The following is a 24,418-nucleotide window of genomic DNA, read 5'->3' as shown; positions in this document are numbered from 1 at the left end:
GCCTACTACGCCTGGCCGGCATCACCCAAATCACCCGCACCCTGCAACGCAACGCCGCCGACCGAACCCGAATCATCCCCATCATCACCGCCGCTACCAGCACAAACCGACTTTGACGTTCACCTGGCGGCCCACCACTGTGGACGATGGATATCCAGGTCAGCCGGTCATCGGCAACCGGTCGTTGATGGCCAGCATCATCGCCTCGGCCTCCGCGCAGTTCTCCGCCGGCGTGGTCTCCGCACGCTCGACGTAGAGCTCCACCGTCTCGACCAACCGCCGTTCCGGCCCGAACCGCCGGTAGGCGACCTCGACCTGGCAGGCGTCCGGATGGCCGGAGGTGCCCTCCTGCACGTGTCCGACCCGCGTGCCGACCTCGATCTGCCTGCGCCCCTCCGTCGACATGGGCCAGTCCTCGCGGTCGAAGGCGACGTACACGGACTTCGGCCCGGAGAGCCACTCGCACTCCCAGGCCGCGAAGGTCGCCTCCCCTGGCACGGCCCTGCCGAGCGCCTGCCCGATCTCCTCGGAGTTCAGCAGTGAGCAGGCGTTGACGAGCGCGAGGGAGTCGGCGGGATGCGGGCGCGGACGCCGGGGAATCTGCCCTCGGTTCAACACGGCCAGCGCGCTGACGATCGTCTGGTCGGCCACTTCGCACAGTGGGGCGGGCCATCCCGCCCAGTGCGTGACGCCGATCGTGAACACGTTGCCGTCCGGCAAGGTCAGGGACCGCCCGCAGTCACCGTCCTGCGCGGGCGTCAGGTCGGGCAGCTCCATCTGGCCGGGCTGGGGACGGCGCAGCGGCTTGAAGCCGGGCAGTTCGATGAACGCCCGGATGTCGATCACGTCCTCGTCGCTGTCGTTGCGGTTGATCAGCACGTGGCAGTCGTTGAAGCGCTCACCGGCCCCGTCGATGACCGGGTCGCCGAACGCGCGCAGCGGGCCGAGGTCGAACATCCCGCACGGGTCGGCGGTGCGCGGGTCGCCGGTGGTGTCGGCGGTGACCGCGCTGTCGGGCCAGAACACGATCGCACCGGCGACCACGGCGGCCACCACCGCCACCGCACCGGCGGCGAGTAACCGGCGCGGCACGCGGAACCGGCGCCGGGGTGGCTCCGGGACGGTCGCCCCGGCGAGCTCCGACAGCATCCGCGTCGCGTCCGCCGAGGACGGCCGTGCCGAGGGCTGCCGCTGGAGCAGCGCGTCGAGCACCGGGGCCAGCGGGCCTGCCTGGCGAACCGGTTCCAGCTCGAACGCCGCCGCCCGCCGCAGCTGCCGGAACGGCGTGTCCCGGCTCCCCCACGGCGAGCCGCCCTCCACCGCGGCGAACAACGTGGCCCCGAGGGAGAAGATGTCTGCGGCCCTGCCAGAGGCACCCCCGTCGGCCACCTCGGGGGCGAGGTAACCCGGGGTGCCGACGATCCCGGTGTCGGTGCGGGTCTCGTCCGCCCACCTGGCGATGCCGAGGTCGGTCAGCTTCGCGGTGCCGTCCTCGGCGACAAGCACGTTGCCCGGCTTGATGTCCCGGTGCACCATGCCCCTGGCGTGCATGGCCGCCAGCGCGCTCGCGAGCTGGGCGCCGATGCGGGCCGCGTCCACAGGGGGCAGTGCGCCGTCGTCCTCCAGAATGGTGGCGAGGCTGCGCGAACGCAGGTACTCCATCACCAGCCAGCGGTCGTCGTCGTGGATGACCGCGTCGTAGACGGTGACCACGTGCGGATGCTGCAACCCCGCCCCGATCCGCGCCTCCCGCCGGATCTGGCCGCCATCACCCGACTGCGACCGCTTGAGTGCGACCACCCGCCCCAGCTCCAGATCGGTGGCCTGCCATACGACCCCCATACCACCGGCGCCGACTTTCTCCTCCAGGCGGTAGCGCCCAGCGATCAGAGTCCGACCCACGGCGATGAGCCTACGACAGGGCATCCCCAGTGCCGCCGGCCCTCCGGCCCGCCCACCAACCCCGTGCGGATTCCCTGGAATCCGCACGGATCGCGATCTTTGTTGTGGCGCGGTAACAATCGTCTCCCTTTGAGCTGCGTGAAAGGGCATACTCCGGCCCGGACACGGTGTTTAGTGTCGAGGCACAACCGCCACACGTGGGGAGGTCGGTAAATGTCGACCGATGTGCCGTGGACAAATCCCGAGTTCGACCAACTGCTGGAGCAAAAGATCGGCCCGGACTGGGTCCGGGAGTTCGAAGCGAAATGGGGCGATTCGTGGGGCGCGCAATGCGCCGAGGAGTTGTCCGGTGAGCTCGGCAGCGGCTGGGCGGACAACCCGGAGCACGCCACCGACGTGCTCGCCGGCCTGGTCGAGGTGGGCGCCGTCGGCGAGCAGGAGGCCGAGGGGGAACAGCCCGACCCGGACAGCATCGTCGACATCGACCTCAGCCAGTACGAGTGGCTGAACACGCTGGCAGAGGCGGATTCCTTCGAGTCGTGGCTGACCAGGATCGGGGTGCCCGCCACTGACGCCGCCGCCATCGCCAACGCGGAGGACTCGCCGACAGAGGAGACGAACCCATGACCAACAGCCTCAGCTTTGGCTCCATGGTCAGGATCTACCGGGCGGGCAACACGCTGTGGAACGCGTGGGTGACCTTCCAGGGTGCGCGCACGTGGGCCAACTTCCGCCAACTGCTTGGCGAGATAATGAACTTCGCCGACGTGGTGAACACCGCGGCCCCCGCGCTGGCGCCTGCCGTGGGTGCCGCACTGCTCGCCGCCGCGGGCGCGCTCCGCGCCACCGTCGCGCAACTCCGGTTCGACTTCTCGCACCTCCGCCTCGACTAATCAGCAGGAGTGACGATGACCAACGCGGACGAACTGTGGGCGTGGGTGCACACGCCATTGCTGGAACTCGCGGCCGCACGTACCGGCGACCCCGAGAAGTCGTGGCCGGACCTGCGCGCGTACCTGGTGGAGCGGACGGGCCTGGCGAACTCTGCCGACCACCCGCTCGTGGACGGGCTGCTCACCCGGCTGGACGACATGACCGACGACGACCGCGTCGCGGTGCTCGACGACAGCGGCAAGCTCGAAGCCCTCGCCTACGAGGTGGTCACCGAGGTCGCCGAGGTCACCGGCACCGAGACCGACACCGGTGCCTACGACGAGGGCGCCTGGCACCGGTTCGTCGCGGAGTACGGCCCGCAGTGGACCGGCGACGACGAGTCCTGGGCCCAGTTCCGCGAATGGTTCCTCTACTACGCAACGGAGTCCGGTGTCGTCGCGCCCGCGACCGCGCTGGTGGAGCACCTCGACACGCAGTCGGCGGAGCAGCGGATCGCCACGTTCGCCGAGTACGGCGTCCAGATCACCGCGCGGGCAGGAGAGACACCGGCGGCGGACCTTGAAGAGAAGGACGTCGTGACACTGCTCGACCAGACCGCGGAGTTCGACGACATCTCGGAGGAACGCCGCAGGGAGCTGATCCAGCAGATCGCCTCTGAGCGCGGGTGACCACGCGGCACGAAAGGACTGCACGATGAACAACGAGGGCCAGCGCGAGGAGCAGTACAAGAGACGGATCCGGGTCCTGATGGGGCATCTGCTGCCGGAAGCCGGACAGCAGCCGCCACCCGACACCGGGAAGTCGCCGGACGAGCTGTACGGCACGGCCAAGCTGCCGGGCAAGGTGAAACAGCAGGAAGCGCCGTACGACAAGGACAACGTCAGGACCACGGGTGACATCGTCGCCAAGGAGGGCGTCACCGACGCGCCGATGCGGATCAACGCCGCGTACTACGACCTTGACGCGAACAGCGGCGGCTTCACCCCGGCCGGTGGCGTCACGTACCTCTGGGCCATCAAGGAGGACGACAGCCACCTGGTCGTCGGGGTGGAGGACCCCACGAAGATGTCGGCCGCCTTCGGTGTCGATCCGAAGGAGACCGTGTCGGCCATGCAGGCCAAGAAGTCCCAGCTGGGCGAGGACATACCGGCGGACAACGTGCTGGACGGCCTCGGTCACCCGACCCTCGCGGTGAAGTTCGGCCCGAACGGCGAGGCGCTGGTCGGCAAGGCGAGGATCAGCGGCGAACTCGAAGAGCACGAGGGCAGCTGGAAGATCAACGACCACTCCGGCCGGTACAGCGCGGGCCGGACGGAGGTCGTGCCGTACCTCATCAACGCCGCCACCAAGTTCCAGCGGTTCGGCATCGACGTCCAGTACATCCAGTCCAAGGTCCAGCTCGAGGACCGCATCATGTCGCTGGCGGATCTGCAGGAGGCAAAACTCTGACGGTCGCCGGTGTGCGCCCGCCCGGTCAGGAACCTGACCGGGCGGCGAGGCTGTGCCAGTAGGAGGGCCCGCGAACAGGGTCGGTGGCTGCCCGTCCGGCCAGGACGCTCCGACGTCGTGCGGGCCTGGCGATTCCCGGCCCGTATGATGGGCGGCCAGCGTTGGTTCTCCTGGGGGAGTTCACATGGTGGTTCGGTGGGTCGCGGTGTTTGCATGTGCCACCGCTGTGCTGGGGTTCGCGCCTGGTGCGGCAGCGTCACAGCCACCTCCGGAGCCGGAGGAGGGCATGGCGGCACCGCCCCCGTTACCGGCCGGGTTCGCGCCGCCGAGGGACGACGGGCAGCCGGACGAGACCTACGTGCTGGAAACCCCGTGTGTCTCTTCCCTGCCGCCCACGACGCAGATCGAGCACAAGCCGTGGGGCCAGGACCAGTTGCGGTTCGACGAACTGCCCGCGTTCGCGAACGGCGAGGGCCAGAAGGTGGCGGTGATCGACACCGGCGTCACCGACCACACCTACTTCGGCGGACGGCTTGAGGGCGGCGGCGACTACGTGGTCCGCGGTGGCGACGGCCTCGAGGACTGCGACGGACACGGCACCATGGTCGCGGGCATCATCGCCGCCGACCCGGCCGACGAGGCGATCGGGTTCCGCGGCATCGCACCGTCCGCGCGGATCGTCAGCATCCGCCAGACCAGCGCCAACTACAAGTTCACGAACCCCGACAGGTCAAAGCGCGGCGCGGGCACCCTCGGGACCCTTGCCAAGGCGGTCATTCGTGCCGCCGACACCCCCGACGTCACCGTGATGAACATGTCGGTGAACAACTGCAGGTCGGCGAGCGGGGGGCCGATCAAGCAGGAGGAACGGGAGTTGCAGGCGGCGCTGCGCTACGCGGTGGAGGAACGCGACATCGTCGTGGTGGCCTCCGCCGGCAACATCGGCGAGGGCACCTGCCCCAACCAGAACAGCCCCGACCCGCGCAACCCCACCGAGATCGTGTTCCCGCCCTGGTTCGCCGACTACGTGCTGTCGGTCGCCGCGATGACCGAAAGGGGTGAGGCCGCCGAGTTCTCCATCCAGGGTCCGTGGGTGTCGGTCGCCGCGCCCGGCACGGCCATCACCACGCTCGACCCCGTCAACCGGACCAACCTCGTCAACCTGACGTTCGACAAACAGGGCAAGAAGGCGGAGATCCAGGGCACCAGCTTCGCCGCGCCCTACGTCGCCGGGCTCGCCGCGCTGGTCCGCGACCGCTTCGAGGGCCTCGACGCACAGCAGGTGATGGACCGGATCAGGGCCACGGCCGCACACCCGGCGGCGAACGGCGGCCACGACAACCTCGTCGGCTACGGGATGATCAACCCGATGGCCGCGCTGACCGCGTTCATCCCGGAAGAGGAGGGCCTCCCCCGGGACGAGTCCGTCGCGTCGCCGTTCGAGATGCCACCGCCGTACGAGCGCGACTGGGGACCGGAACGCGTCGCGATCATCGGCGCGGGTGGTGGGGTCGGCCTGTTGCTGCTGGTCCTGTTCGTGGTCCGCACCGCGCGCCGCAACCGCCGCCCGACCTGACCGGCCCGGTCAGCCGTCGAGCGAGTCCCGGATCAGGGGGCAGGTCATGCAGTGCCCGCCGCCCCGGCCGCGGCCGAGCTCCGCGCCGACGATCGTGATGACCTCGACGCCCGCCTTGCGGAGCAGGGTGTTGGTGGTGGTGTTGCGGTCGTAGGTGAAGACCACGCCCGGCTCCAGCGCGACCGCGTTGTTGCCGCTGTCCCACTGCTGCCGCTCCGACTCGTAGGCGTCGCCGCCGGTGTTCACGACACGCATGTCGGAGACGCCGAGCGCGGTGGCCACCACGTCCATGAACCGGCCGGTCCCCTCGTCGGTGGTCTCCAGGCCGGGCGCCCGGTCCGAGGGGCGCAGCGAGAACGTGTGGATGCTGTCGACGATCTTGGGGTAGACGGTGACCACGTCCCGGTCCGCGAAGGTGAGGACCGTGTCCAGGTGCATGGCCGCGCGTAGCTTGGGCATCCCGGCGACGATCACGTGGTCGGCCGCTCCCCCGTCGAACAGGGCCTTCGCGACCTGGGTGATCGCCTGGTGGGACGTGCGCTCGCTCATTCCCATGAGGACGGTCCGGTTGCCGACCGGCATGATGTCGCCGCCCTCGAACGTGGCCTGTCCCCAGTCCTGTTCCGGGTCGCCCCACCAGGTGGTGGCGCCCGCGAAGCCCGGGTGGAACTCGTAGACGGCCTTCATGATCAGCGTCTCTTCGTGCCGGGCTGGCCAGTACAGCGGGTTCATCGTCACCCCGCCGTACAGCCAGCACGTCGTGTCCCTGGTGTAGAGGGTGTTGGGCAGCGGGGGCATGAGGTACTCCCGCGCGTCCGGGGAGTACTCGGCGAGGACCAGATGGTCCTGCCGGAAGTCCTCTGGGAGGTCCGATGGCGCGAGGCCGCCGATGAGGTGCTCGGCCAGTTGCCGGGCGGTCAGCGTCTCAAGGTAGGCCCGGGTGGGCTCGATGAGTCCCAGCCCGACCTGGTTCGGGGTGATCGTGCGGTCCAGGAGCCAGTCCCGCGCCTTCTGGTCGGCCACGGTCTCGGCCAGCACCTCGTGCAGCTCGAGGACCTCCACGTCGCGTTCCCGCAGCTTGTTGACGAAGTCCATGTGGTCGCGCTGCGCGTTCTCCACCCACAGCACGTCGTCGAAGAGCAGGTCGTCCGAGTTCGTCGGGGTCAGCCTGCGGTGGGCGAGGCCGGGACGGCACACGAGCACCTTCCGCAGCCGGCCCACCTCGGAGTGCACGCCGTGCCGTCCGGCGGTCGCCGCCTCGGTCATGTTCGTTCCCTTCACATCGTCCGGCGTAACCCGGTGATCAGATGGTGATGGCGCCTGTGACGAGGGCGATCAGGCCCGCGACCGCCCCGATGACCGAGACGGCCAGGATGACCCACTCGACCCCGACGAAGGCCCGCCGGTTCTGCTCGCGCCGCGCGATGACGAACAGCGCGGTCGACGGCGCGTAGAGGAGGAAGGAGATCAGGAGGAACTTCGGGCCGGCCGCGAACAGCAGCACGATCGTGTAGATGGTGGCGAGCGACGCGACCACGAGGTCCTTGTTGCGGCCGTCCCCCTGTTGCTCGTAGCTGTCGCGGGTCATGGCGATGCGGACCGCGTAGCCCGCGGCGAGCAGGAACGGGATCAGCGACAGGGCGCTGGTGAGGTCGAGCGCGAAGGTGAACGCGTCCTCAGAGAAGACCGTGATCAGCAGGAGGACCTGGACCGCGAGGGACGTGGCGAACACCGCCGTGCGGGGCACGTCAGCCTCGCTCAGGCGGGCGAACACCTTCGGCATGTCGCGTTCCTTGGCCGCCATGAACAGCACCTCGGAGGCCATCAGGGTCCACGCCAGGTAGGCACCGAGCACCGAGATGATCAGCCCGATGCTCACGAACGCCTTGCCCCACGGGCCGACCGCCGCTTCCAGCACGCCTGCCATCGACGGCTGGCGCAGGTCCGCGATCTCCTCCATGGGGAGGACGCCGTACGAGACGATCGTGACCGACGCGAAGATCGCCAGCACGCTCAGGAAGCCGAGGACGGTCGCCCTGCCGACGTCCTCGCGCCGCCGCGCGTGGCGGGAGTACACGCTCGCACCCTCGACCCCGAGGAACACGAACACCGTGGCCAGCATGGTGCCGCGGACCTGTTCCGCGAGGCCGCCGACGTCACCGGTGCCCTGGAAGTTGTCCGCGAACACCTTCGCGTCGAGCAGGAACAGCACGAGGAGCACGAAGACGATGATCGGGACCAGCTTGGCGATCGTGACGATCCGGTTGATCGCCGTCGCCTCCTTCACGCCGCGGCGGACGAGCAGGTAGAAGATCCAGACGCACGCCGACGACAGCACGAACGCCACGAGCGTGTCGCCCTCGCCGAGCGCGGGCCACAGCGCGCCGACGGTCGACATGATCAGGATCCAGTAGGTGACGTTGCCGACGCACGAGCTCGCCCAGTACCCGAACGCGGAGTAGAACCCGAGGTACTCGCCGAAACCCGCCTTGGCGTAGGCGAACACACCGGCGTCGAGGTCGGGCTTGCGCACGGCCAGGCTCTGGAAGACGAAGGCCAGCATCAGCATGCCCGCGCCCGCGATGGCCCACGAGATCAGTGCCCCGGCGACGCCCGTCTGGCCCGCGAAGCGGGCGGGCAGCGAGAAGATCCCGGCACCGACCATCGAGCCGACGACCATCGCCATGAGAGTGGGCACGCCGAAGACGACCGGCGACTTCGAGTCCGACACTTTCGACCCACCACCTAGGGACCGGATCACTACCGTCCCGAGTAGTGTCAGGCCTGGTCACAGGTACCGCAAAAGGAGAGCGCACATTCACCCTCGGGCTGCCGACCGACCCACGGGTCCGATGTGGACGATCCGGGTTCTGGTCATGCCCTCGGTAACAGGCTCGCCACCCGATCCGCTTCTCTCAGACCCATCTGCCGGTACAGCGTCAGTGCCGCCCGCCACGACTCGACGGCGTGGCCGGTGTCGCCGGTGGCGTTGCGGACGCTTCCGATGCCTTCCAGCGCCCGCGCCTCCTCGTACCGGTCGCCGGTGGCACGCGCCGCCGCGAGCGCGTCGGTGTGCCAGGAATGTGCCAGGTCGGGTGAGTTCGTCGCCAGACGGGCGGCGCCGAGATGGTTGAGCACCTCGGTCACGATGCCGTGCGCACCGATCGCCTCCGCCGTGTTCAGTGCTTCCTCGTAGCAGCCGATGGCGTCGTCGAGGCGGCCCGCGAGGCGGTGCACCTCGCCGAGGTTGCCCAGCGTCCTCGCCGTGCCACCGCTGTCGCCCACCTCCTTGAAGATGGCCAGCGCCTCGGCGCAGTCGCGCAACGCCCGCTCGTGGTCGCCCAGTCTGGTGTGGACGACCCCGAGGTTGGTCAGCAGCGTCGCCTTGCCGACGCGCAGGTCCAGCTCGTGCACGAGCACGAGCGCCTGCTGGTAGTGGTCGATCGCCTCCTCGTACCGGCCGAGGCGCTCGAAGAGGTTGCCGAGGTTGTTGAGTGCGCCCGCCTCCGCGTTGCGGTCACTGCCTGCACGACAGATCGCCAGAGCCTGGCGATGGAGGTTCATCGCGTCCTCGTGCCTGCCGAGCCGCAGATGTGCCACCCCGAGGTCGTAGAGCGCGGCGCCCTCCGCCGCGTCGTCACCCGCGAGCCTGCTCGCGTGCAGCGCGTGCCCGAGTACGACGAGCGCGTCGTCGTGCCTGCCGCCCTGGTCGAGGCGCCGCCTCAGCACCGCCGCCAGGTCGCCGGCCGGGCCCGCCAGGCCCTGGCCCGCGGTGAACGCGAGCACCGCGAGCAGGTTCTGCCACTCGGCGTCGAGCCACGTCCTCGCCTCGGCCGGTGTCGTGATCGGCGGCACGGCCATGCCGCCGTGGTCACCTTCCCCGCGTTCCTCCCGGTCCGTGTCCGACGGGTGCAACACGTCCATCGCCCGGGTCGCGGCGACGGTGAGGTAGTCGACGAGGCGTGCCACGGCGGCGGCGCGATCCCGCGCCGGCATCTCCGCCGCCGCGCGTTCGCGGGCATAGGTGCGCACGAGGTCGTGCATGTCGAGGCGCCCGTTTGCCGACCGCCGCACCAGGTGGGCCCGCACGAGCCGGTCGACGCGCCCGCGCGTGGTGCGCGGGTCCGTGCCGAGCAGCGCGGCGGCGGCGTAGGGGTCGATGTCCCGCGCCGGATGGGCGCCGAACAGCCAGAAGTCCGCCGCGTGACCGTGCAGGTGCCGCATGGACCATGAGAACACCGTGCCGATGGCGGTGGCCGGGTCGCCGACGTCGAACAGCCCGGTCCCCTGGGCGGTCAGCTCCGCGACCAGCTCGGTGAGCGGCTGCTCGCGCCGCACGGCATGCGCGGCCACGATGCGCAACGCGAGCGGCAGCCCACCGCAGTGCCGCGCCAGCCTCCGCGCGGCGTCGGAGGACTCGCCGGACTCCTCGACCCGCGCGCCGATGTGCGCCCGCAGCAACGCCATCCCCTCGTCGGCGGGCAGCGGGCGGAGCTCGATCTGCCGGGCGCCGGGTTCGACCTGGAGACCGGCGAGGTCGGCTCGGCTGGTGGTCACCGCGAAGCAGGCCGGGCTGCCCGGCAGGAGCGGCCGCACCTGGTCGACGTCGAGCGCGTTGTCGAGCACGACCAGCAGCCGCCGCCCGGACACGATGCTGCGGAAACGGGCCGCCCGCTCGTGTTCGTCGTCCGGGATGCCCGCGTCATCGAGTCCGAGGCTGCGCAGGAACGCGGCCAGCACGTCGGCAGGGCGCCTCGGCTCGACCGGGGAGTACCCGTGGAGGTCGGCGTAGAGGCAGCCGTCCGGAAACGTCTCGGCGACGCGATGGCTCCAGTGCACCACCAACGCCGTCTTGCCGACCCCGGCCGGGCCGGACACCGTCGCGATCCGGACCGGCACGCCACCGTCGGCGGGACCGGCGAGCACCGCGCTCAACGCGTCCAGCTCCTGACCGCGCCCGGTGAAACCGGCGGGGTCGGCAGGCAGCTCGTTCGGCGTGCGGTCGTGTGCGGCGGGCTCCCTGCGACGGCGCAACGCGTCACGGGCGGTGGCGAGGCGCCGCTGTTCCGCAGCCGGGACGCCGAGTGTGCCGAGCAGGTCGTCCAGCACCTCGATCGGTGGCAGCGTCGTGCCTGCCAGGTAGGCGTAGAGCGTGCTCTGGGAGACGTTGACCTGCCTGGCGAGCGCGGCGATCTTGACCGGCCCTTCGGGACCGCGCCTGGCCCAGCGCTTCAGCTCGCGGCCGAGGTCGGCAGCGGTGCTGATGGGCTCGGTGCCGGGAGGGCCGTCAGACATCTTTACCCCATTCCAGACTTTCCAGACTTGCCCAGCCCTCCTGGTGCCGACGTTGCGTTCATGATGCGCTACGCACGGATACCGGAACCACGGGAGGCCAGATGAGAAGAAAGTTAGCGGTGCTGCTGACCGGCGCGCTGATGGCGGCCGGACTGTCGATGGTCACCGCGGCCACCGCGCAGGCGGCACCGTGCGGTGGCACGTACACGATCGTCGTCGGCGGGTTGAACGACCCGACGTCGGGCATCTTCACCGGCAACGTCAGCCAGCGGGTCGGCTACTCGGCCGCGCTCAACAGCCAGAGCGCGCGCGAGGGCGTCAACGAGCTGAACCGGCTGATCCGTGACCAGCGGAACGTGTGCCCCGGCCAGCACTCCAAGGTCATCGGGTTCTCCGAGGGCGCCGCGGTGGCGCACATCTGGGTCACCGAGAACTGGCAGACGTTCGGCAACGTGAACGCGGTGCTGATCGCCGACCCGAAGCGTGCGGCGGGACCGGGTGCCGCGGGCCTGGCCGGGCAGTGGTACTCCGGGATCATCGGCGCGCCGCTCGCGGGCTCCGACACCTTCTTCGGCAACGTGCCAACGGTGACCATCTGCACCGACGACGTGATCTGCGACAGCACGGCGGCGTCGGGCTGGCTCGGCTACCCGCGAAACCACATGAACTACAGCTTCAACGTCAACGACTACTCGGACAATGGCAACGGGCAGTGGTTCAACGGGGTGTTCATCCCCCGGTAGTGACAACAGCGGCTGAATGATCGAAGGAGGGTTCGCGGCCGTGGCCGCGCACCCTCCTTCGCGTGCCGGTCAGGGGATGGTGACGCCGAAGTCCCGGTTGGCCGTTGCGAAGTCCTGGAAGCCCAGCCTGGCGCCGCCTGCCCGGGTCACCGTGCCGTTGGCGACCACGCCGCCGGAGGCGTTGGAGTACACCGAACCGCCGCTGTCACCGCCGCGCGCGGCGCTCTGGCCCTCGGTCTGCTCGGCCTCGACGAGGTCCTCGCGGTCCTGCCAGAAGAAGATGACCTTCAGGTTGCAGACCGGCCCGCCGGTCGCCTCGGCGCTGGTGACCCCGGACTGACACAGGTACTGGCCGACGAACACGTGGCCCCACCCGGTCACCCGTGCACCCGTGTTGCTGTCGCCGCCGCCGACGTACATGAAGTTCTCGCTGTTCGCCGGGATGAGGCCGATGTCGTGATCGTCGTGGCCCGCGCTGGTGGTGCCGATGAACTCACCCTTGGCGTCGGCGATGCGGCTGCCGACCTGGCCGCAGTGTTCCGCGGTCAGGATGTACCGCCGGTTGGCGTTGTCCCGCACGCCGAAACCGGACGTGCACAGCGTGCTCGCCGTCTGGTTCCAGGTCCGCGCGCCACCCCACCACGGTGGCGAGTCGTCCTGCCGGGAGACGTCGGTCATCGGCTCCTCCTGCCGGACCGTGAGCGGCACACCCGCCGCCGCGCGCAGCATCGCCATGTCCGCCGAGCGCGTGGTGACGCCGGGGTGGGCGGCCAGCACGAGCCCACTGCCGTCGCCCGGGCTCTTCACACCGTGGATCCCGGTGCCCGGGTTCGCGTCCAGCCACGCCCTGACCTCACCCGCCGCGGCCGCGATCTCGGCCTGGGAGTACGCGGCGGCCGCGACCCGCACTGGCACGTCGCGGGACACGCGCGCCACCGTGGCCGCGACGGGCGCCGGTACCGCGCCCTTCCACCACAGCGTGACCTGCTTGTCCCCCAGCACGATGCCCGCGAACCCGGTGCCCGCGCCGCGATCGGCCACCGCCAGCACCTTCTCCGCGGCCTCGACGAGCGGCCGCTGCGCGAGCGAGAGGTCGGCGGCCGCCCGCGCCGCGACCCGGTCCCCTTCCGCCTGCGCTGGTGCGGCGACGAACGCGCCCGCGGCCAGCACGGCGGCCAGTAGCGCGGTGCTTCTCCGATGTGCTTTCACGGTCGAACTCCTTTGTCAGCAGGGAGAGGAGATTCGCTGCCCCGGTGAAACGGGGCATACCGTGATGACACCGGACGCGCGGGATCACCGGCAATACCGGCGAGGCCTCCGAAATTTCGGATGGGGCGGGAGGTTCACGGCCATTCCCAGCGGATGCCGAGCACCCCGGAGCTGACGACCGAGGCGATCAGGTGCACGGTGTTGTGCGTGCTCAGGGTGAGCGTCCCGGTCGGGTGACGCTCGTCGCTCAGGTCACGCTGAGCGAAGGAGTAGCAGGCCGATGGCCGCGCATGAGGGTCGAACGCCACTTCGAGCACATATTGTTCAGCGGGATAACGAAAGCCGTAGGCGAACTCCCGCGAAACCCCCGCGGTCGGGTCGACGAGCTCACACTCGAACACCCACGTCTCACCCGCACGCAGCTCGTGACCGAACGCCAGCTCGTACACCAGAGCGGGAGCACTGGGGTGCGGCACGAATCTCGCGAGACTGCAGTTGCCCAGCGGCCTCGGCCGCACCAGCGAGGGCACGCAGCCCGGATTTCCGTAGTACCGCACGAGATACCGGTCCACCCCGTCCCGCAACGCGCGAACCACCGTGCGGCTCCACATCGACGTGGTGCGCCGCTGCGCGTCGACGGCGATCTTGTGTTGCACGCTGACCAGCTCGACGTCCCGGTCCTGTGCCCCCGGCACCGCGTCGAGCAGTTCGGCGACCGGCGCGATGTCCGCGACCCCGCCGCGGCGTTCCTGCCCCGGCCGCGTGCCGGGGTCCGCGTCGGGGAGCAGCCGGACGAGCGAACCCGGCGGCAGACCGAGAATCTCCTCCAGTGCCCGGATCGCCCGCAGCGAACCGGGGGTGTCCGGCCGGGTGTGGCCCGTCTGCCAGTTGCTGAGGCTGGACAACCCGACGGTGATACCCCGGCGGGCCAGGTGCACCCGCAACCGCTCGAGCGTCAACCCACGCTGCCGGATCGCCGCGCGAAGGACCACGTGGAACGGCCCGGTGTAGAGCTCCGCGGAAAGGCGCCGCCCGCTCCCCTCGCGTCCGGATCGGGTCATGGCGCTACCTGTATCCACGTGCGGTCACTGGCCGTGTGGCCATTTTACCGACTACGGCTCGGCAGGCCTGCGCCTGCCGAGCCGGTGCCGGGTCCTGCCAGGGGGTCAGGGCGCTGGTGTCTTCGCGGTGTGCTGTTTGCGGGCCGCGTCGATCGCCTCCCGGAGCCGTTCCTCGCCCTCTGCACTGAGCGACGTGGTCAGCAGCTCGCCACCAAGCGGGGCAAGGCGGGGGATCACCTTGTCCGGCGTGCTCTCGGTGATGAGCAGGAACAGGGCCGCCGCCCCCGGCGCCAGCCCGGCCCCGAGACGGCGCATGAAGTCGTCGTTGACGCCGGTGTCGACGGTCGAACCCGCCGCCGCACCGCCTGCCGCACCCAGCGCGGCACCGAGCAGCGGCACGAAGAACAGCACCCCGATGAGACCACCGAACAGGGCGCCGGTGAGCGCGCCGCTCGTCGTCGGCGAGCCGGTGGCCTGGTGCAGCTTGATCTTGCCGTCCTGCCTGCGTTCCAGCACGACGATGTCCTCGAGCCTGATCAGCTCCTCGGCGCGCAGCTCCAGAACGCGGTCCCGGGCCTGGTTGGCTGCCGCCAGGTCCGGGTAGGTGATGGCTATCAGGTTGCTCATGCCGCCTCGGTCCTCCTCCGTCGGTGTCGCTGTCTCCCGTCAACACTCGACGCTGACCAGCTGTTTCGCAGCCAGAACCCGGCGTCATCACCCGAACAGGTGGTACGTCCTGGTCCTGAGTGGACGTCGCGTCGTCGCGCGGCGGTCACCGGACCGAGGCCGCCGCCTGGTTCGTGCGGAAGGAGCAGCCCGCTCGCCCGGATGACGCAGGCGGCGCCCGCTCGTCACCACCGCACCCGGTACCTGGGGCACGATCATGGGGAAACCCTTGGAGGCCAAGTGAAAGCTCGCCCCATCGTGCTCCTCGCCGGTGCCGCGACCACAGTCGCACTGCTGACCGGCTGTGAGGAACTGCAACAGGCCCTGCCAGAGTCCGCCGCGCCGGCACCGCCCGCCGCACCCGCACCCGCGGGCCCGGTGAGTGCACAGCTGGCACAGCTGCAGATCCAGCCGGAGGACACCGGCGCGCACTACGACCGCGACGACTGGCTCACCGACTGGGCCGCCAACGGCGAGTGCACGACCCGGGAAACCGTGCTGCGGCAACAGGGCCAGGGCGTCGCGGTCAACGAGGAGTGCGCGCCGACCGCCGGGACATGGCGCAGCAGCTACGACGGCGTCACCACCTCCAACCCCCGTGACCTGCAGATCGACCACATCGTTCCCCTCGCGGAGGCGGCCAGGTCCGGCCCGGTGGTGGACGGCCGCCGCCAGCGGCCGGGCGACTGGCCACCGGCACAACGCCAGGCCTACGCGAACGACATCGAGGGCCTGATCGCCGTGACGGGTTCGAGCAACCAGAGCAAGTCCGACGGGGACCCGGCGAGGTGGCTGCCGAGCCAGGACCCGTGCGGGTACGTGGCGAACTGGGTGCGGGTCAAGAAGAAGTACAACCTGTCAACGGACCAGGCCGAACACGACGCGATCGTGGCCGTGCTGGCCAAGTGTCCCGCGTAGACGACGCAGGAAGGCAGGGTGACCGCCGCGGCCACGGTCACCCTGCCTTCGTGGTTCAGCCGATCCGGCAGCCGCCGAGCACTATCTCCTGGCCCAGCAACGTCTGGACGCGGATCGCGTACTGGAACAGCTCACCGGCCGGTGTGGTCACCGTCTGGTTGTAGTGGACGGTCGCGACCAGCGGGATCGTGATCGACCCGGTGCCGCCGCCGATCGGCTGGCCGTTGATCGTGCCGACCAGGGACGAGCCGGTCAGACCGCCCGGTCCGGCGACGCACGCGCTCTCGATGGTGCTGATCGAGATCAGCCCGCCGAGCAGGCTCGCGCCATCGACCGACGACGTGGCCCTGGTGACGCCCGTGGTCGGCGACACCGTGCAGGCCGCGTTGAGCGCGCCGAGGTTGACCACGCCAGGAACGTTCAGCCCGACCTGGGTGAGCGTCTCGTCCGGTGGGCAGACCGCGTGTGGTGTCTTGATGATCGTCACCGGTCCGTTCGCGCTCACCGCCCACGCCTCACCGGTCACGTAGACCACGACCAGCACCGTGTCCGTGCCCGCGCCGCCGTCGTCGTCGGTGACGGTCACGGTGATCGTGTGGGGGCCCAGCGCGGTGTACGCGTGCGTGGCCGTGCAGGTGCCACCGGCGACCGTGCCCGCGACCACCGCGGTGCCGTCGCCGAAGCCGACCGCACAGGTGTGGGTGTCGTTCGCGCCCGCGTCGGTGAACGGCGCGGTGACCGTGACGGAGTCACCCCGCTCGAACAGCGCGCCTTCCCCTGGCGCGGAGATCGCCACCACCGGCGCCGCGTTGGCCACGGTCAGCGTGGCGGTCGCGGTGACCGGCGCGTTGACCCCGTCGTCGGCGGTCAGCGTCAGCGTGAACGTGCCGTCGTCGGTGCAGGTCACCGTCGTCGCCACCGCGGCGGCGTCGGCGAGGGCACAGGTCGCGCCCGCGTCCACCCCCGCTCCCGGGGTGATCGCCCACGTGGTGGTCAGTGCCGGGCCGTCCGGGTCGGTCACCGCACCGGCGATGGCGGTCGCGGCGCCCTCCACGCCGCTGTACGGGCCACCGGCGTTCACCACCGGCGGGGCGTTGACCACCACGGACACCACGTCGGTCGCCGAGGCGCCGTCGTCGTCGAGGACGGTCACCAGCACGTTGTGCGTGCCCGGCGCGGTGAAGCCGTGGCTGGTCGCGCAGGTGTCCCCGCCGACCGTGCCGTCGACGACCGGTGAGCCGTCGTCGAAGTCGGCGGTGCAGGTGTGCGTGTCGTTCGCACCCGGGTCGGCGAAGGGCGCGGTGAACGCCACGACCGCGCCGGTGGCGACCACGACCCCGTCCTCTGGCGCGGTGATCTCCACCGTCGGCGCCTCGTTGAACAGCGTCAGCGTCGTGGTCGCGGTGACCGGCGCGTTCAACCCGTCGTCCGCGGTCAGCGTCAGCGTGAACGTGCCGTCGTCGGTGCAGGTCACCGTGGTCAGCTCGGCGGCGGCATCGGCAAGGGCACAGGTCGTGCCCGGATCGACGCCCGCACCCGGGGTGATCGCCCACGTGTGGCTCAGGTTCGGGCCGTCCGGGTCGATCACGTCACCGGCGATGGCGATCGCGGCGCCCTCCTGCCCGGAGTACGGGCCACCGGCCGACACCTCAGGCGCGGAGTTGACGACCACGCTCACGGTGTCGGTGCCCGCGCCGCCGTCGTCGTCGGTGAGCGTCACCACGACCTCGTGCGTGCCGGACACGGTGAACTCGTGGCTCGCCGCGCAGGTGCCCCCGCTGACCGTGCCGTTCACGATCGGAGAGCCGTCGCCGAAGTCGACCGTGCACGTGTGGGTGTCGTTCGCGCCCGCGTCGGTGAAGTCGGCCGCGACGTCCACTGTGGCCCCATTGGGTACCACGACCCCGTCGGCGGGCGCGGTGACCGTGACCGAGGGGGCCGCGTTGGTGACCGTCACCGTGGTGTTCACGGCGACCGGCGCGTTCAGCCCGTCGTCCGCGGTCAGGGTCAGCGTGAACGTGCCGTCATCGGTGCAGGTGAGGGTCGTCGCCAGTGCGCCGGCGTCGGCGAACACACAGCTCGCGCCCTGGTCCACCCCGGACGCCGGGGCGACGGTCCAGGTGTGCGTGACGCCGGAGCCGCCGTCGGTCACCTGGCCGGTGAGCCCGATCGCGCTGCCCTCCTGCCCGGTGTACGGGCCGCCGGGGACGACCGATGGCGGGGCGTCCACGACCACCGCCACCACGTCGGTGGCCGACGCGCCGTCGTCGTCGAACACCGTCACCAGCACGTTGTGCGTGCCGGGCACGGCGAAACCGTGGCTGGTCGCGCAGGTGCCCCCGCTGACCGTGCCGTCCACCACCGGGGTCCCGTCGTCGAAGTCGGCCGTGCAGGTGTGCGTGTCGTTCGCGCCGGGATCGGTGAAGGGCGCGGTGAAGCCGACGACCGCGCCCGTGGCGACCACGATCCCGTCGGACGGGGAGGTGATGGTGACCGCCGGCGCCTCGTTGAACAGGGTCAGCGTCGCGGTCGCGGCGACCGGCGGGTTGAGCCCGTCGGACGCGGTCATGGTCAGCGTGTAGGCACCGTCGTCGGTACACCGCACGCTGGTGGTCGGGTCGGCCGGATCGTCGATCACGCAGGTCGCGCCCGGGTCGACCCCGGCACCCGGCGCCACCGTCCAGTTGATCGTCGCATTAGGACTGTCCGGATCGGACACCGCGCCCGCGATGGCGACGGCGGCGCCCTCCTGGCCGGAGTACGGACCGCCCGCGTCGGCCGACGGCGCTGCGGTGAAGGTCACGCTCGCACAGCCTGGCCGGGACACCCCGGTCACCGAGGTCACGTTCGGCCCGCAGCTCTGGTAGGTGCCCGGCGAAGAAGCCCGCACGCTCACGGTGGCGGCGCACGCCGCCTGCCCGGCGGCGAGGTTCCCGGCGACGGAAACCGTGCCGGCGGTGGTGGAGACGGTGCCACAGTTCGTGGTCGCAGAGCCGGGAACGACGGTCAGCCCGGCGGGCATCGCGTCGGCGAACGACCAGCCGCTCTTCACCGCCAGCTCGTCGGTGTTGGTGACCGTGTAGGTCAGCGTCGTGGCACCGTTCTGCGGCACCGTGACCGGGCCGAACGTCTTGTCCAGCTGCGGGGTCACGTCGAGGACCCGGATGTTGTCGATGGAGAAGTCGTTGCCGGAGAAGCCACCCTGCCCGTTGACCAGCCGCAGACCCATGGCGCTACCGGAGAACAGCACCGGCCCGTTGCTGGTGTAGGTGCCGGTGGGCACCCCGTTGACGTGCCCGGGCGGGTTCACGCAGGCCTCGATCGGCGAGCTGAACGTCGGGATCGCCGTCGCGCCGTCCATCAGATAGAACTTCAGCAGCGAGTGGACCCCGGCACAGCCGACCTCGGTGACGTCCACCGAGAAGGTCAGGAACCGGCTCGCCCCGCTGAGCGGGATCGCCGAGGCGGTCTCCACCACCACCTTGTCGGCGCCGACCGGGAAGAACGCGGACTCCTCGCCCAGCGCGTGGTTCGACACGCCGTTGCCGCCGTACTGGCCGAGGATCGCGGCCATCTGCTGGAGGCTAGGCCAGCGGCCGTTGCAGTCCGAGTCGGCCGGGTCGGGCGCGGCAGCGTTGAGCACCCAGCCGTCACAGTTGGCCAGCCACGCCGGGTCGGCCTCGTAGGTCGCGTTCACCGGCGGTGCGCCGGTGTAGTCCGTGACACGCACGCCGATGTTGCCCATGCCGTGCTCGAAGTCCTCGGTGTAGACCACCACCGGTGCCTGCGGTGAGCCAGGCGTGCCGGGATCCGCCTTGGCCACCCCCGCGGTCACCCCCGTCGCCACGACCGCCACCGACGAGGCGGCCACCGTGGCGGTGAGGACGATCGAGCCGAAACGCCGGTGCCATCGAATTCTGGACATGTCCATGCCCTCCTCTTCGCCCAGGCCACGTGACTCCGGGCGAGGTGTGCGTCGTGGGGGCCGGAAGAGCCGTTAACGAACGGGCACCCGATTCATCCCCCCTGTACCTGATCGGTCCATCGCAACAGGTCGGACTTACCGGCCTGGTGGGTGCCGGACCTACTCCCGTGGGACACGTTGGCGCGATCGGCCTATCGCCGGGCGCTGAGCCGTTTTCGCCGCGGCGTCGGCGGTCTCGTCAGCCCCACGCGGCCGTCGACCGGTCACCGGCACGCCATAGGCGCACCACCGCGGCGACCACCACCACGGCGACCGCCAGCAACGCGGTCACAGCCACCGCGCTTTCCGGTGTGCGGGAGGCGATCCACGCCAGCGCCCAGCACACCGTCACCGCGAACCCGACGACCGATGGCAGCACGGCCACGGCCACGGCCGCGGCGAGTCCGGTCAGCACCAGCACGGCGATCGCCACCGCCGTCGTCGGCGCGGCGTCGTACGACGCCGCCGTGGTGGCGGCACCCGCCACCGTCGCCATCGACACCCAGCCGAGGTACACCCCCACCGGGAGGTGCAGCAGGAGCCGGTCGGGCCAGCCGTCCGCGCCGGCTCGCAGCCGCGACGCCACCACCGCGAGACAGACCAGCAGCGCGATGATCACCAGCTGGGCGAGGACGGTGAGCCGCTGCGCGAACAGCGCGACCCACGCCGCGTTCAGCACACCGGCGGCCACGAGCCACCACCCGGTGCGGCGGTGCACCGTTCGGTGTCGCTGGCCGGGCAGAGCCTGGCGCACGGCGAGCGCGGCGAACCCGACGTAGATCAGCGACCAGATGGTGAAGGCGGCGCCACCGGGCAGAAGCAGCGTCGGGTACGCGTTGGCGACCTCACCGACCGCCTCGCCCCACAGGCCCGCGCCACCCACGAACCCGGCGAGGATCTGCACCGCCGCGGCGACCACGAGCGCCGCGGCCCGCCACGCGTCGGCACGCGTCTGCTCCTCGGTCTCGCTGGTCATTGCCCCAGTCTGAGCGCCGTGGCGCCGGGCGGCACGACGGAGCGGTCAGCCCGGCTGCGTGACCGGGCCCCACATGACGTCGTACAGCTCGTCGCCGGTGAGCAGCGGCGCGTCGGCGGGGTGCCGCACGAGCCACAGCGCGGCCTCGTCCCACAAGCCGTACGTGTCGATGTGCTCGCCCTGCACCAGGGCGAGCAGCGCGTCACCGACGCGCCAGACGGCGTGCTGCCAGTGCTCGCCGTGCATGCCGGTGGCCTCGGGCGGGCCGAGCCGGGTCGTCACCGCCGCCACGCCTGCGCGCCACGTCTCGTCGAAGTCGGCCCGGGTACCTTCCGGCAGGCCCGACCAGCCCTCGTCCTCGGCGACCAGGGGCTCGTCCTCCTCGTCCTCGGGATCGACGAACGTGGCGAACTCGATCGTCACGGCGACGATCGACGAACAGTCCGCGGTCAGCCCGATGGTCATGAGCCGGTCACCCGTCCACTGGCGCTGATCCAGCCCATCGAAGAGGTCGTCGGCCACCGAGCCGGAGGCGGGGACGTGCCAGCCCGCCGCCACCCACGACGCGTCCAGGTCGGCACGCTCCCACGACGCCGAGGCGAACACCAGTGCCGCGTCCAGCAGTTTCTCGTCGATCGGCAACCACACCAAAGCCATGCCCGACAGGGTATTGACCACCAGCGCCTGGACGGGCCTCGGTGCGCATCCGGTCAACACGACTGCGCACAACGGCAGCTCACTGTCCACAGTGGATCTGCTGATCTGGAGCCGCTCACCCGCCGCGCGCCCTCGCCGGTGACGGCCATGTCCGACAGGGCCTCCAGTGTCGCGTCGCGCGCGGGCCCGCCGTCCTCTTCGGCGCCGTCCTGCTCACCGTTGCCCGCGACGGAACTGTCTCCTTGGTCGTTTCCGTCCTCGCTGGGCTTTGCCTCCGGCGGCTCCTCGCCGGAGGGGCAGGTCTCTGGGATGGCGGGGGGTTTGCAGTCTGGCTGCGGTTGGGTGCGGGTCTGCCTGCCATCCCGTCGACCTCACTTCGTGCTATCACACCGCGCCAAGGGGGACCCGGCTTCCGCATGTTGTGCTTTGGCCCTTTCGGGCCCCCTTGACACGGCGTGATCGGGCGCTGCCAGGTCGACGGGATGGCAGGGAGCCCCTTTGGCGGGCTTGCGCCATTACCTCGGGGAGTCCGCTATGGGGTGACGCGGAAGGTTGCGTCCTGGCGGTCGGTCGCTGTGCTGATTGGGTCGATGCGCATGAGGTTGTTGGCGTGTCGGAGGTAGCGGTCCGGGAAGTTGTACGAACGGAACGACGTCCATGACGAGTCCGCCAGTCCGGCGACGCGGTGGAAGGTCGCGTCGGCGCGGTAGGCCGCCGTGTTGTCGTTGGTGTCGAGGCGGATCGCGTAGCTGTAGTGGCGGAGGTGGCGGTCGGGATAGTTCACCGACTGGAAGGACACGCCTGCCGAGTCGGCGAGGCCGGGCACCAGTCGCCACAGCTGGTCCTGGTAGGGGTCGAACGGGTATGCGTCCAGGCGGCCGATGTTGTCCGCGTGCCGGACGTACCGGTCCGGGAAGTTCGACGACTTGAGCCGTACCCAGTTCGGTGTGCCCCACCGGGAGACGATGGCGTTGTACTCGGCGTCGGTGATGCCGGTCATCGAGCCGTGTTTGGCGTTCAGTGGCGGGGTGTAGTCGCGCTGGTTCAGTGCGGTCCACGAGGTCGCGTTGCCTGAGGACCATGCGTAGTAGTCGTTGTTGACCGGGCTGAACGAGTCACCCCACAGCCGCCAGCCACCCTCGTTCGTCTTCAGCAGCAGGGGCGCCTCGATGGCGTTCCCCTGGCGCAACCCGCTTGTGTAGGTGGTGAAGCTGCCTGGCGCGCCTGTGGAGGATCGCGCGCCGTAGAGGTAACCGTCGGCGAGGTTCTTGTAGTACAGGTAGGTCGTGGCGCCGTCCACGACGACGTCACCGTCGAGGACACCGAAACTGGGGCTGAAGAAGGTCTGCGGACCGGTCACCGTGCGGAAGTCGGTCGTGTAGTTCACGAGGAGCGAGTCGCGGCCGTTGTAGGCGGAGTATACGATGCCGTACTGCCCGCGCGACGCGTCCCAGAACGCGGTCGGCGCCCAGGTGTGGGTGTCGAGCGTGTGCATCCGGATGCGGCGGTAGCCGGTGAACGACGTCAGGTTCGTCGAGTCCCACACGTGCAGGTACTGGCTCTTCTTGGTGAAGTCCGTGCCCTTGAGGTCCGTGGCGAGCACGACGAAGGTGCCGTCCTGCTTGCGGAACACGAACGGGTCCCGCAGTCCCAGCTCACCCGAGGTCGGCGTGACCACCGGGTTGTTCTGGTTCAGGGGCGTCCAGTCGAGACCGTTCCTGCTGACGGCGAGGTGCAGTCCGTAGTCCGCGCCTGCCATCTGCGGCGACTCGGTGAAGTAGGTCATGGCATAGGCCGTGTTGGCCGCCGCCTGCGCGGCGGACGCGAAGCGCGGCGCCCCGCCTGCGGCGACCGCCGCTCCCGCCAGCACAGCACGGCTAAAGGTCCGTCGGCTGATCGTCATCGATCCATCCTCTCCAACCCCCCCAAATGTTAACGCTAACACCCCCACCACAGACCCACCCCCAGAACCCCGCGAGTCCACGGTTCAGAACCCCGCGAGTCCACGGTTCAGAACCCGCGAGTCCACGGTTCAGAACCCGCGAGTCCACGGTTCAGAACCCGCGAGTCCACGTTTCAGAACCCGCGAGTCCTCGGTTCGGAACCCGCGAGTCTTCGGTTCAGGACCCGCGAGTTTGTCGTTCGGAACGTGCGGGCAAAGCGCGCGAACCACCAACTCGGCAGGTCCCGACTCGCGAGTTTCGACTCGCGAGTTTCGACTCGCGAGTCCCGAACCCCAGACTCGCGAGTCCCGAACCCCAGACTCGCAGGTCCTGAACCGTGGACTCGCGGGTTCCGAACCGTGGACTCGCGAGTCTCGAACCGTGGACTCGCGGGTTCCGAACCGTGGACTCGCCGGTTTCTCCGGTCAGCCTGCGGTCTGGCCGTCGAGTGTCTCGCGCAGGAGGTCGGCGTGCCCGGCGTGCTGGGCGGTCTCGGCGATGAGATGCAACAGCACCCGGCGCACGCTGCGCACCGTGCCAGGCTCGTGCCACGGCGCCTCGGGCAACGGGTGCGCCGCCGACAGGTCGGGGACGGCCGCGATGATCCCCTCGCTGCGGGCGGCGACCGTGCTCATGGCGCTGTCCGCCGCCATCCACGCCCGCGAGGTGCTGCGCTTCGACTACTCCACCTCGACCGCGCCACGCCGCGCGGAGCCCCACCATCTGGTCACCCGGGGCGGCCGCTGGTACCTCGTCGCCTGGGACCTCGACCGCGAGGACTGGCGCACCTTCCGCGCCGACCGGATCAGCCCGCGCATCCCGACCGGTCCCCGCTTCACGCCACGCGAACTGCCCGGTGGTGACGTGGCCGCCTTCGTGGCGGAGAAGTTCCGGGGCGCGGCGGGCGAATGGCCCTGCCGCGGCGAAGTGCTCCTCGACCTGCCCGCCGCCGAGGTGTCCCCGTATGCCCGTGACGGGCTCGTCGAGGAACTCGGCCAGTACCGCTGCCGGCTGGTGCTGGGCTCGTGGTCGTGGGCCGGACTGGCGGCGGCCATCGGACAGTTCGACGCCGACGTCGAGGTCGTCGGGCCCGCCGAGCTGAAGGACGCGTTCGCGCACCTGGCCCGCCGCGACGCCAGGGCCGCGGCCCCAGGAGGTGGCCCCG

General features: G+C 70.5%; 18 protein-coding genes and 2 pseudogenes. 8 read left to right on the top strand and 12 right to left on the bottom strand.

All coding sequences use genetic code 11. From position 1 onward, the window contains the following. Positions 1-159: 159 nt before the first annotated feature. Positions 160-1,902 (bottom strand): serine/threonine-protein kinase, encoded by a 1,743-nt coding sequence (locus WBA97_RS13920; protein ID WP_424231202.1) that lies wholly within the window; start codon positions 1,900-1,902, stop codon positions 160-162. Positions 1,903-2,115: 213 nt separating this feature from the next. Between WBA97_RS13920 and WBA97_RS13915 the strand changes: the two genes are divergently transcribed. The 5 genes from WBA97_RS13915 to mycP all read left to right on the top strand — a co-directional run bounded on the left by WBA97_RS13915 (position 2,116) and on the right by mycP (position 5,821). Next, positions 2,116-2,529, top strand: coding sequence for a hypothetical protein (locus WBA97_RS13915; protein WP_424231201.1), 414 nt, complete (start codon positions 2,116-2,118; stop codon positions 2,527-2,529). Next, a complete protein-coding gene (locus WBA97_RS13910) occupies positions 2,526-2,795 on the top strand; it encodes a hypothetical protein (RefSeq protein WP_424231200.1) in 270 nt (89 codons plus the stop codon). The genes WBA97_RS13915 and WBA97_RS13910 overlap by 4 nt, the downstream gene beginning before the upstream one ends. A 15-nt stretch (positions 2,796-2,810) precedes the next feature. Next, positions 2,811-3,464 (top strand): hypothetical protein, encoded by a 654-nt coding sequence (locus tag WBA97_RS13905; RefSeq protein ID WP_424231199.1) that lies wholly within the window; start codon positions 2,811-2,813, stop codon positions 3,462-3,464. Positions 3,465-3,489: 25 nt separating this feature from the next. Next, positions 3,490-4,245 carry a hypothetical protein gene (locus WBA97_RS13900; protein WP_424231198.1) on the top strand — a complete coding sequence of 252 codons (756 nt, stop codon included), beginning with the start codon at positions 3,490-3,492 and terminating at the stop codon, positions 4,243-4,245. 286 nt (positions 4,246-4,531) lie between these two features. After that, a complete protein-coding gene (gene mycP / locus WBA97_RS13895) occupies positions 4,532-5,821 on the top strand; it encodes a type VII secretion-associated serine protease mycosin (RefSeq protein ID WP_424231197.1) in 1,290 nt (429 codons plus the stop codon). A gap of 9 nt (positions 5,822-5,830) precedes the next feature. On the opposite strand, the gene WBA97_RS13890 is transcribed toward mycP, so the two are convergent. From WBA97_RS13890 to WBA97_RS13880, 3 genes are all read right to left on the bottom strand, one after another. Then, positions 5,831-7,087, bottom strand: coding sequence for an arginine deiminase (locus tag WBA97_RS13890; RefSeq protein ID WP_424231196.1), 1,257 nt, complete (start codon positions 7,085-7,087; stop codon positions 5,831-5,833). 37 nt (positions 7,088-7,124) lie between these two features. After that, a complete protein-coding gene (locus tag WBA97_RS13885) occupies positions 7,125-8,552 on the bottom strand; it encodes a basic amino acid/polyamine antiporter (protein WP_424231195.1) in 1,428 nt (475 codons plus the stop codon). A 143-nt stretch (positions 8,553-8,695) separates the two neighbouring features. Then, complete coding sequence (locus tag WBA97_RS13880) at positions 8,696-11,116, bottom strand: ATP-binding protein (RefSeq protein ID WP_424231194.1); 2,421 nt, start codon at positions 11,114-11,116, stop codon at positions 8,696-8,698. Positions 11,117-11,217: 101 nt separating this feature from the next. Here WBA97_RS13880 and WBA97_RS13875 point away from each other — a divergent pair, with 101 nt between their 5' ends. After that, positions 11,218-11,859 carry a cutinase family protein gene (locus tag WBA97_RS13875; protein WP_424231193.1) on the top strand — a complete coding sequence of 214 codons (642 nt, stop codon included), beginning with the start codon at positions 11,218-11,220 and terminating at the stop codon, positions 11,857-11,859. 69 nt (positions 11,860-11,928) lie between these two features. Here the strand turns inward: WBA97_RS13875 and WBA97_RS13870 are convergent, their stop codons facing one another. The 3 genes from WBA97_RS13870 to WBA97_RS13860 form a co-directional block, all read right to left on the bottom strand. Continuing rightward, positions 11,929-13,068, bottom strand: a complete 1,140-nt coding sequence (locus tag WBA97_RS13870) for a hypothetical protein (protein ID WP_424231192.1) — start codon at positions 13,066-13,068, stop codon at positions 11,929-11,931. Between the two features lie 134 nt (positions 13,069-13,202). Next, complete coding sequence (locus tag WBA97_RS13865; protein ID WP_424231191.1) at positions 13,203-14,129, bottom strand: helix-turn-helix domain-containing protein; 927 nt, start codon at positions 14,127-14,129, stop codon at positions 13,203-13,205. Positions 14,130-14,234: 105 nt separating this feature from the next. Continuing rightward, positions 14,235-14,756 (bottom strand): DUF1269 domain-containing protein, encoded by a 522-nt coding sequence (locus tag WBA97_RS13860; RefSeq protein ID WP_424231190.1) that lies wholly within the window; start codon positions 14,754-14,756, stop codon positions 14,235-14,237. Between the two features lie 279 nt (positions 14,757-15,035). Here WBA97_RS13860 and WBA97_RS13855 point away from each other — a divergent pair, with 279 nt between their 5' ends. Continuing rightward, the gene (locus WBA97_RS13855; protein WP_424231189.1) at positions 15,036-15,713 is read left to right on the top strand and encodes an HNH endonuclease family protein; all 678 of its coding nucleotides are present in this window, start codon (positions 15,036-15,038) and stop codon (positions 15,711-15,713) included. A 55-nt stretch (positions 15,714-15,768) separates the two neighbouring features. Here the strand turns inward: WBA97_RS13855 and WBA97_RS13850 are convergent, their stop codons facing one another. The 5 genes and pseudogenes from WBA97_RS13850 to WBA97_RS13830 form a co-directional block, all read right to left on the bottom strand. Continuing rightward, positions 15,769-19,638: a PKD domain-containing protein gene (locus tag WBA97_RS13850; RefSeq protein WP_424231188.1), complete on the bottom strand. Its 3,870-nt coding sequence runs from the start codon at positions 19,636-19,638 to the stop codon at positions 15,769-15,771. 238 nt (positions 19,639-19,876) lie between these two features. Further along, positions 19,877-20,653, bottom strand: coding sequence for a tryptophan-rich sensory protein (locus WBA97_RS13845; protein ID WP_424231187.1), 777 nt, complete (start codon positions 20,651-20,653; stop codon positions 19,877-19,879). Between the two features lie 45 nt (positions 20,654-20,698). Continuing rightward, positions 20,699-21,310 (bottom strand): hypothetical protein, encoded by a 612-nt coding sequence (locus tag WBA97_RS13840; protein ID WP_424231186.1) that lies wholly within the window; start codon positions 21,308-21,310, stop codon positions 20,699-20,701. Between the two features lie 532 nt (positions 21,311-21,842). After that, the gene (locus tag WBA97_RS13835) at positions 21,843-23,213 is read right to left on the bottom strand and encodes a glycoside hydrolase family 43 protein (protein WP_424231185.1); all 1,371 of its coding nucleotides are present in this window, start codon (positions 23,211-23,213) and stop codon (positions 21,843-21,845) included. Between the two features lie 465 nt (positions 23,214-23,678). Beyond that, positions 23,679-23,879 (bottom strand): annotated as a pseudogene (locus WBA97_RS13830) (DUF664 domain-containing protein); the annotation flags it as partial. Between the two features lies 1 nt (position 23,880). Here WBA97_RS13830 and WBA97_RS13825 point away from each other — a divergent pair. Then, positions 23,881-24,418 (top strand): annotated as a pseudogene (locus WBA97_RS13825) (helix-turn-helix transcriptional regulator); the annotation flags it as partial.

Source organism: Actinophytocola sp. (assembly GCF_049647105.1).
GTDB lineage: Bacteria > Actinomycetota > Actinomycetes > Mycobacteriales > Pseudonocardiaceae > Actinophytocola.
Note: the sequence above shows the minus strand (reverse complement) of the source record. Positions and strands in the feature narration are given on the sequence as shown.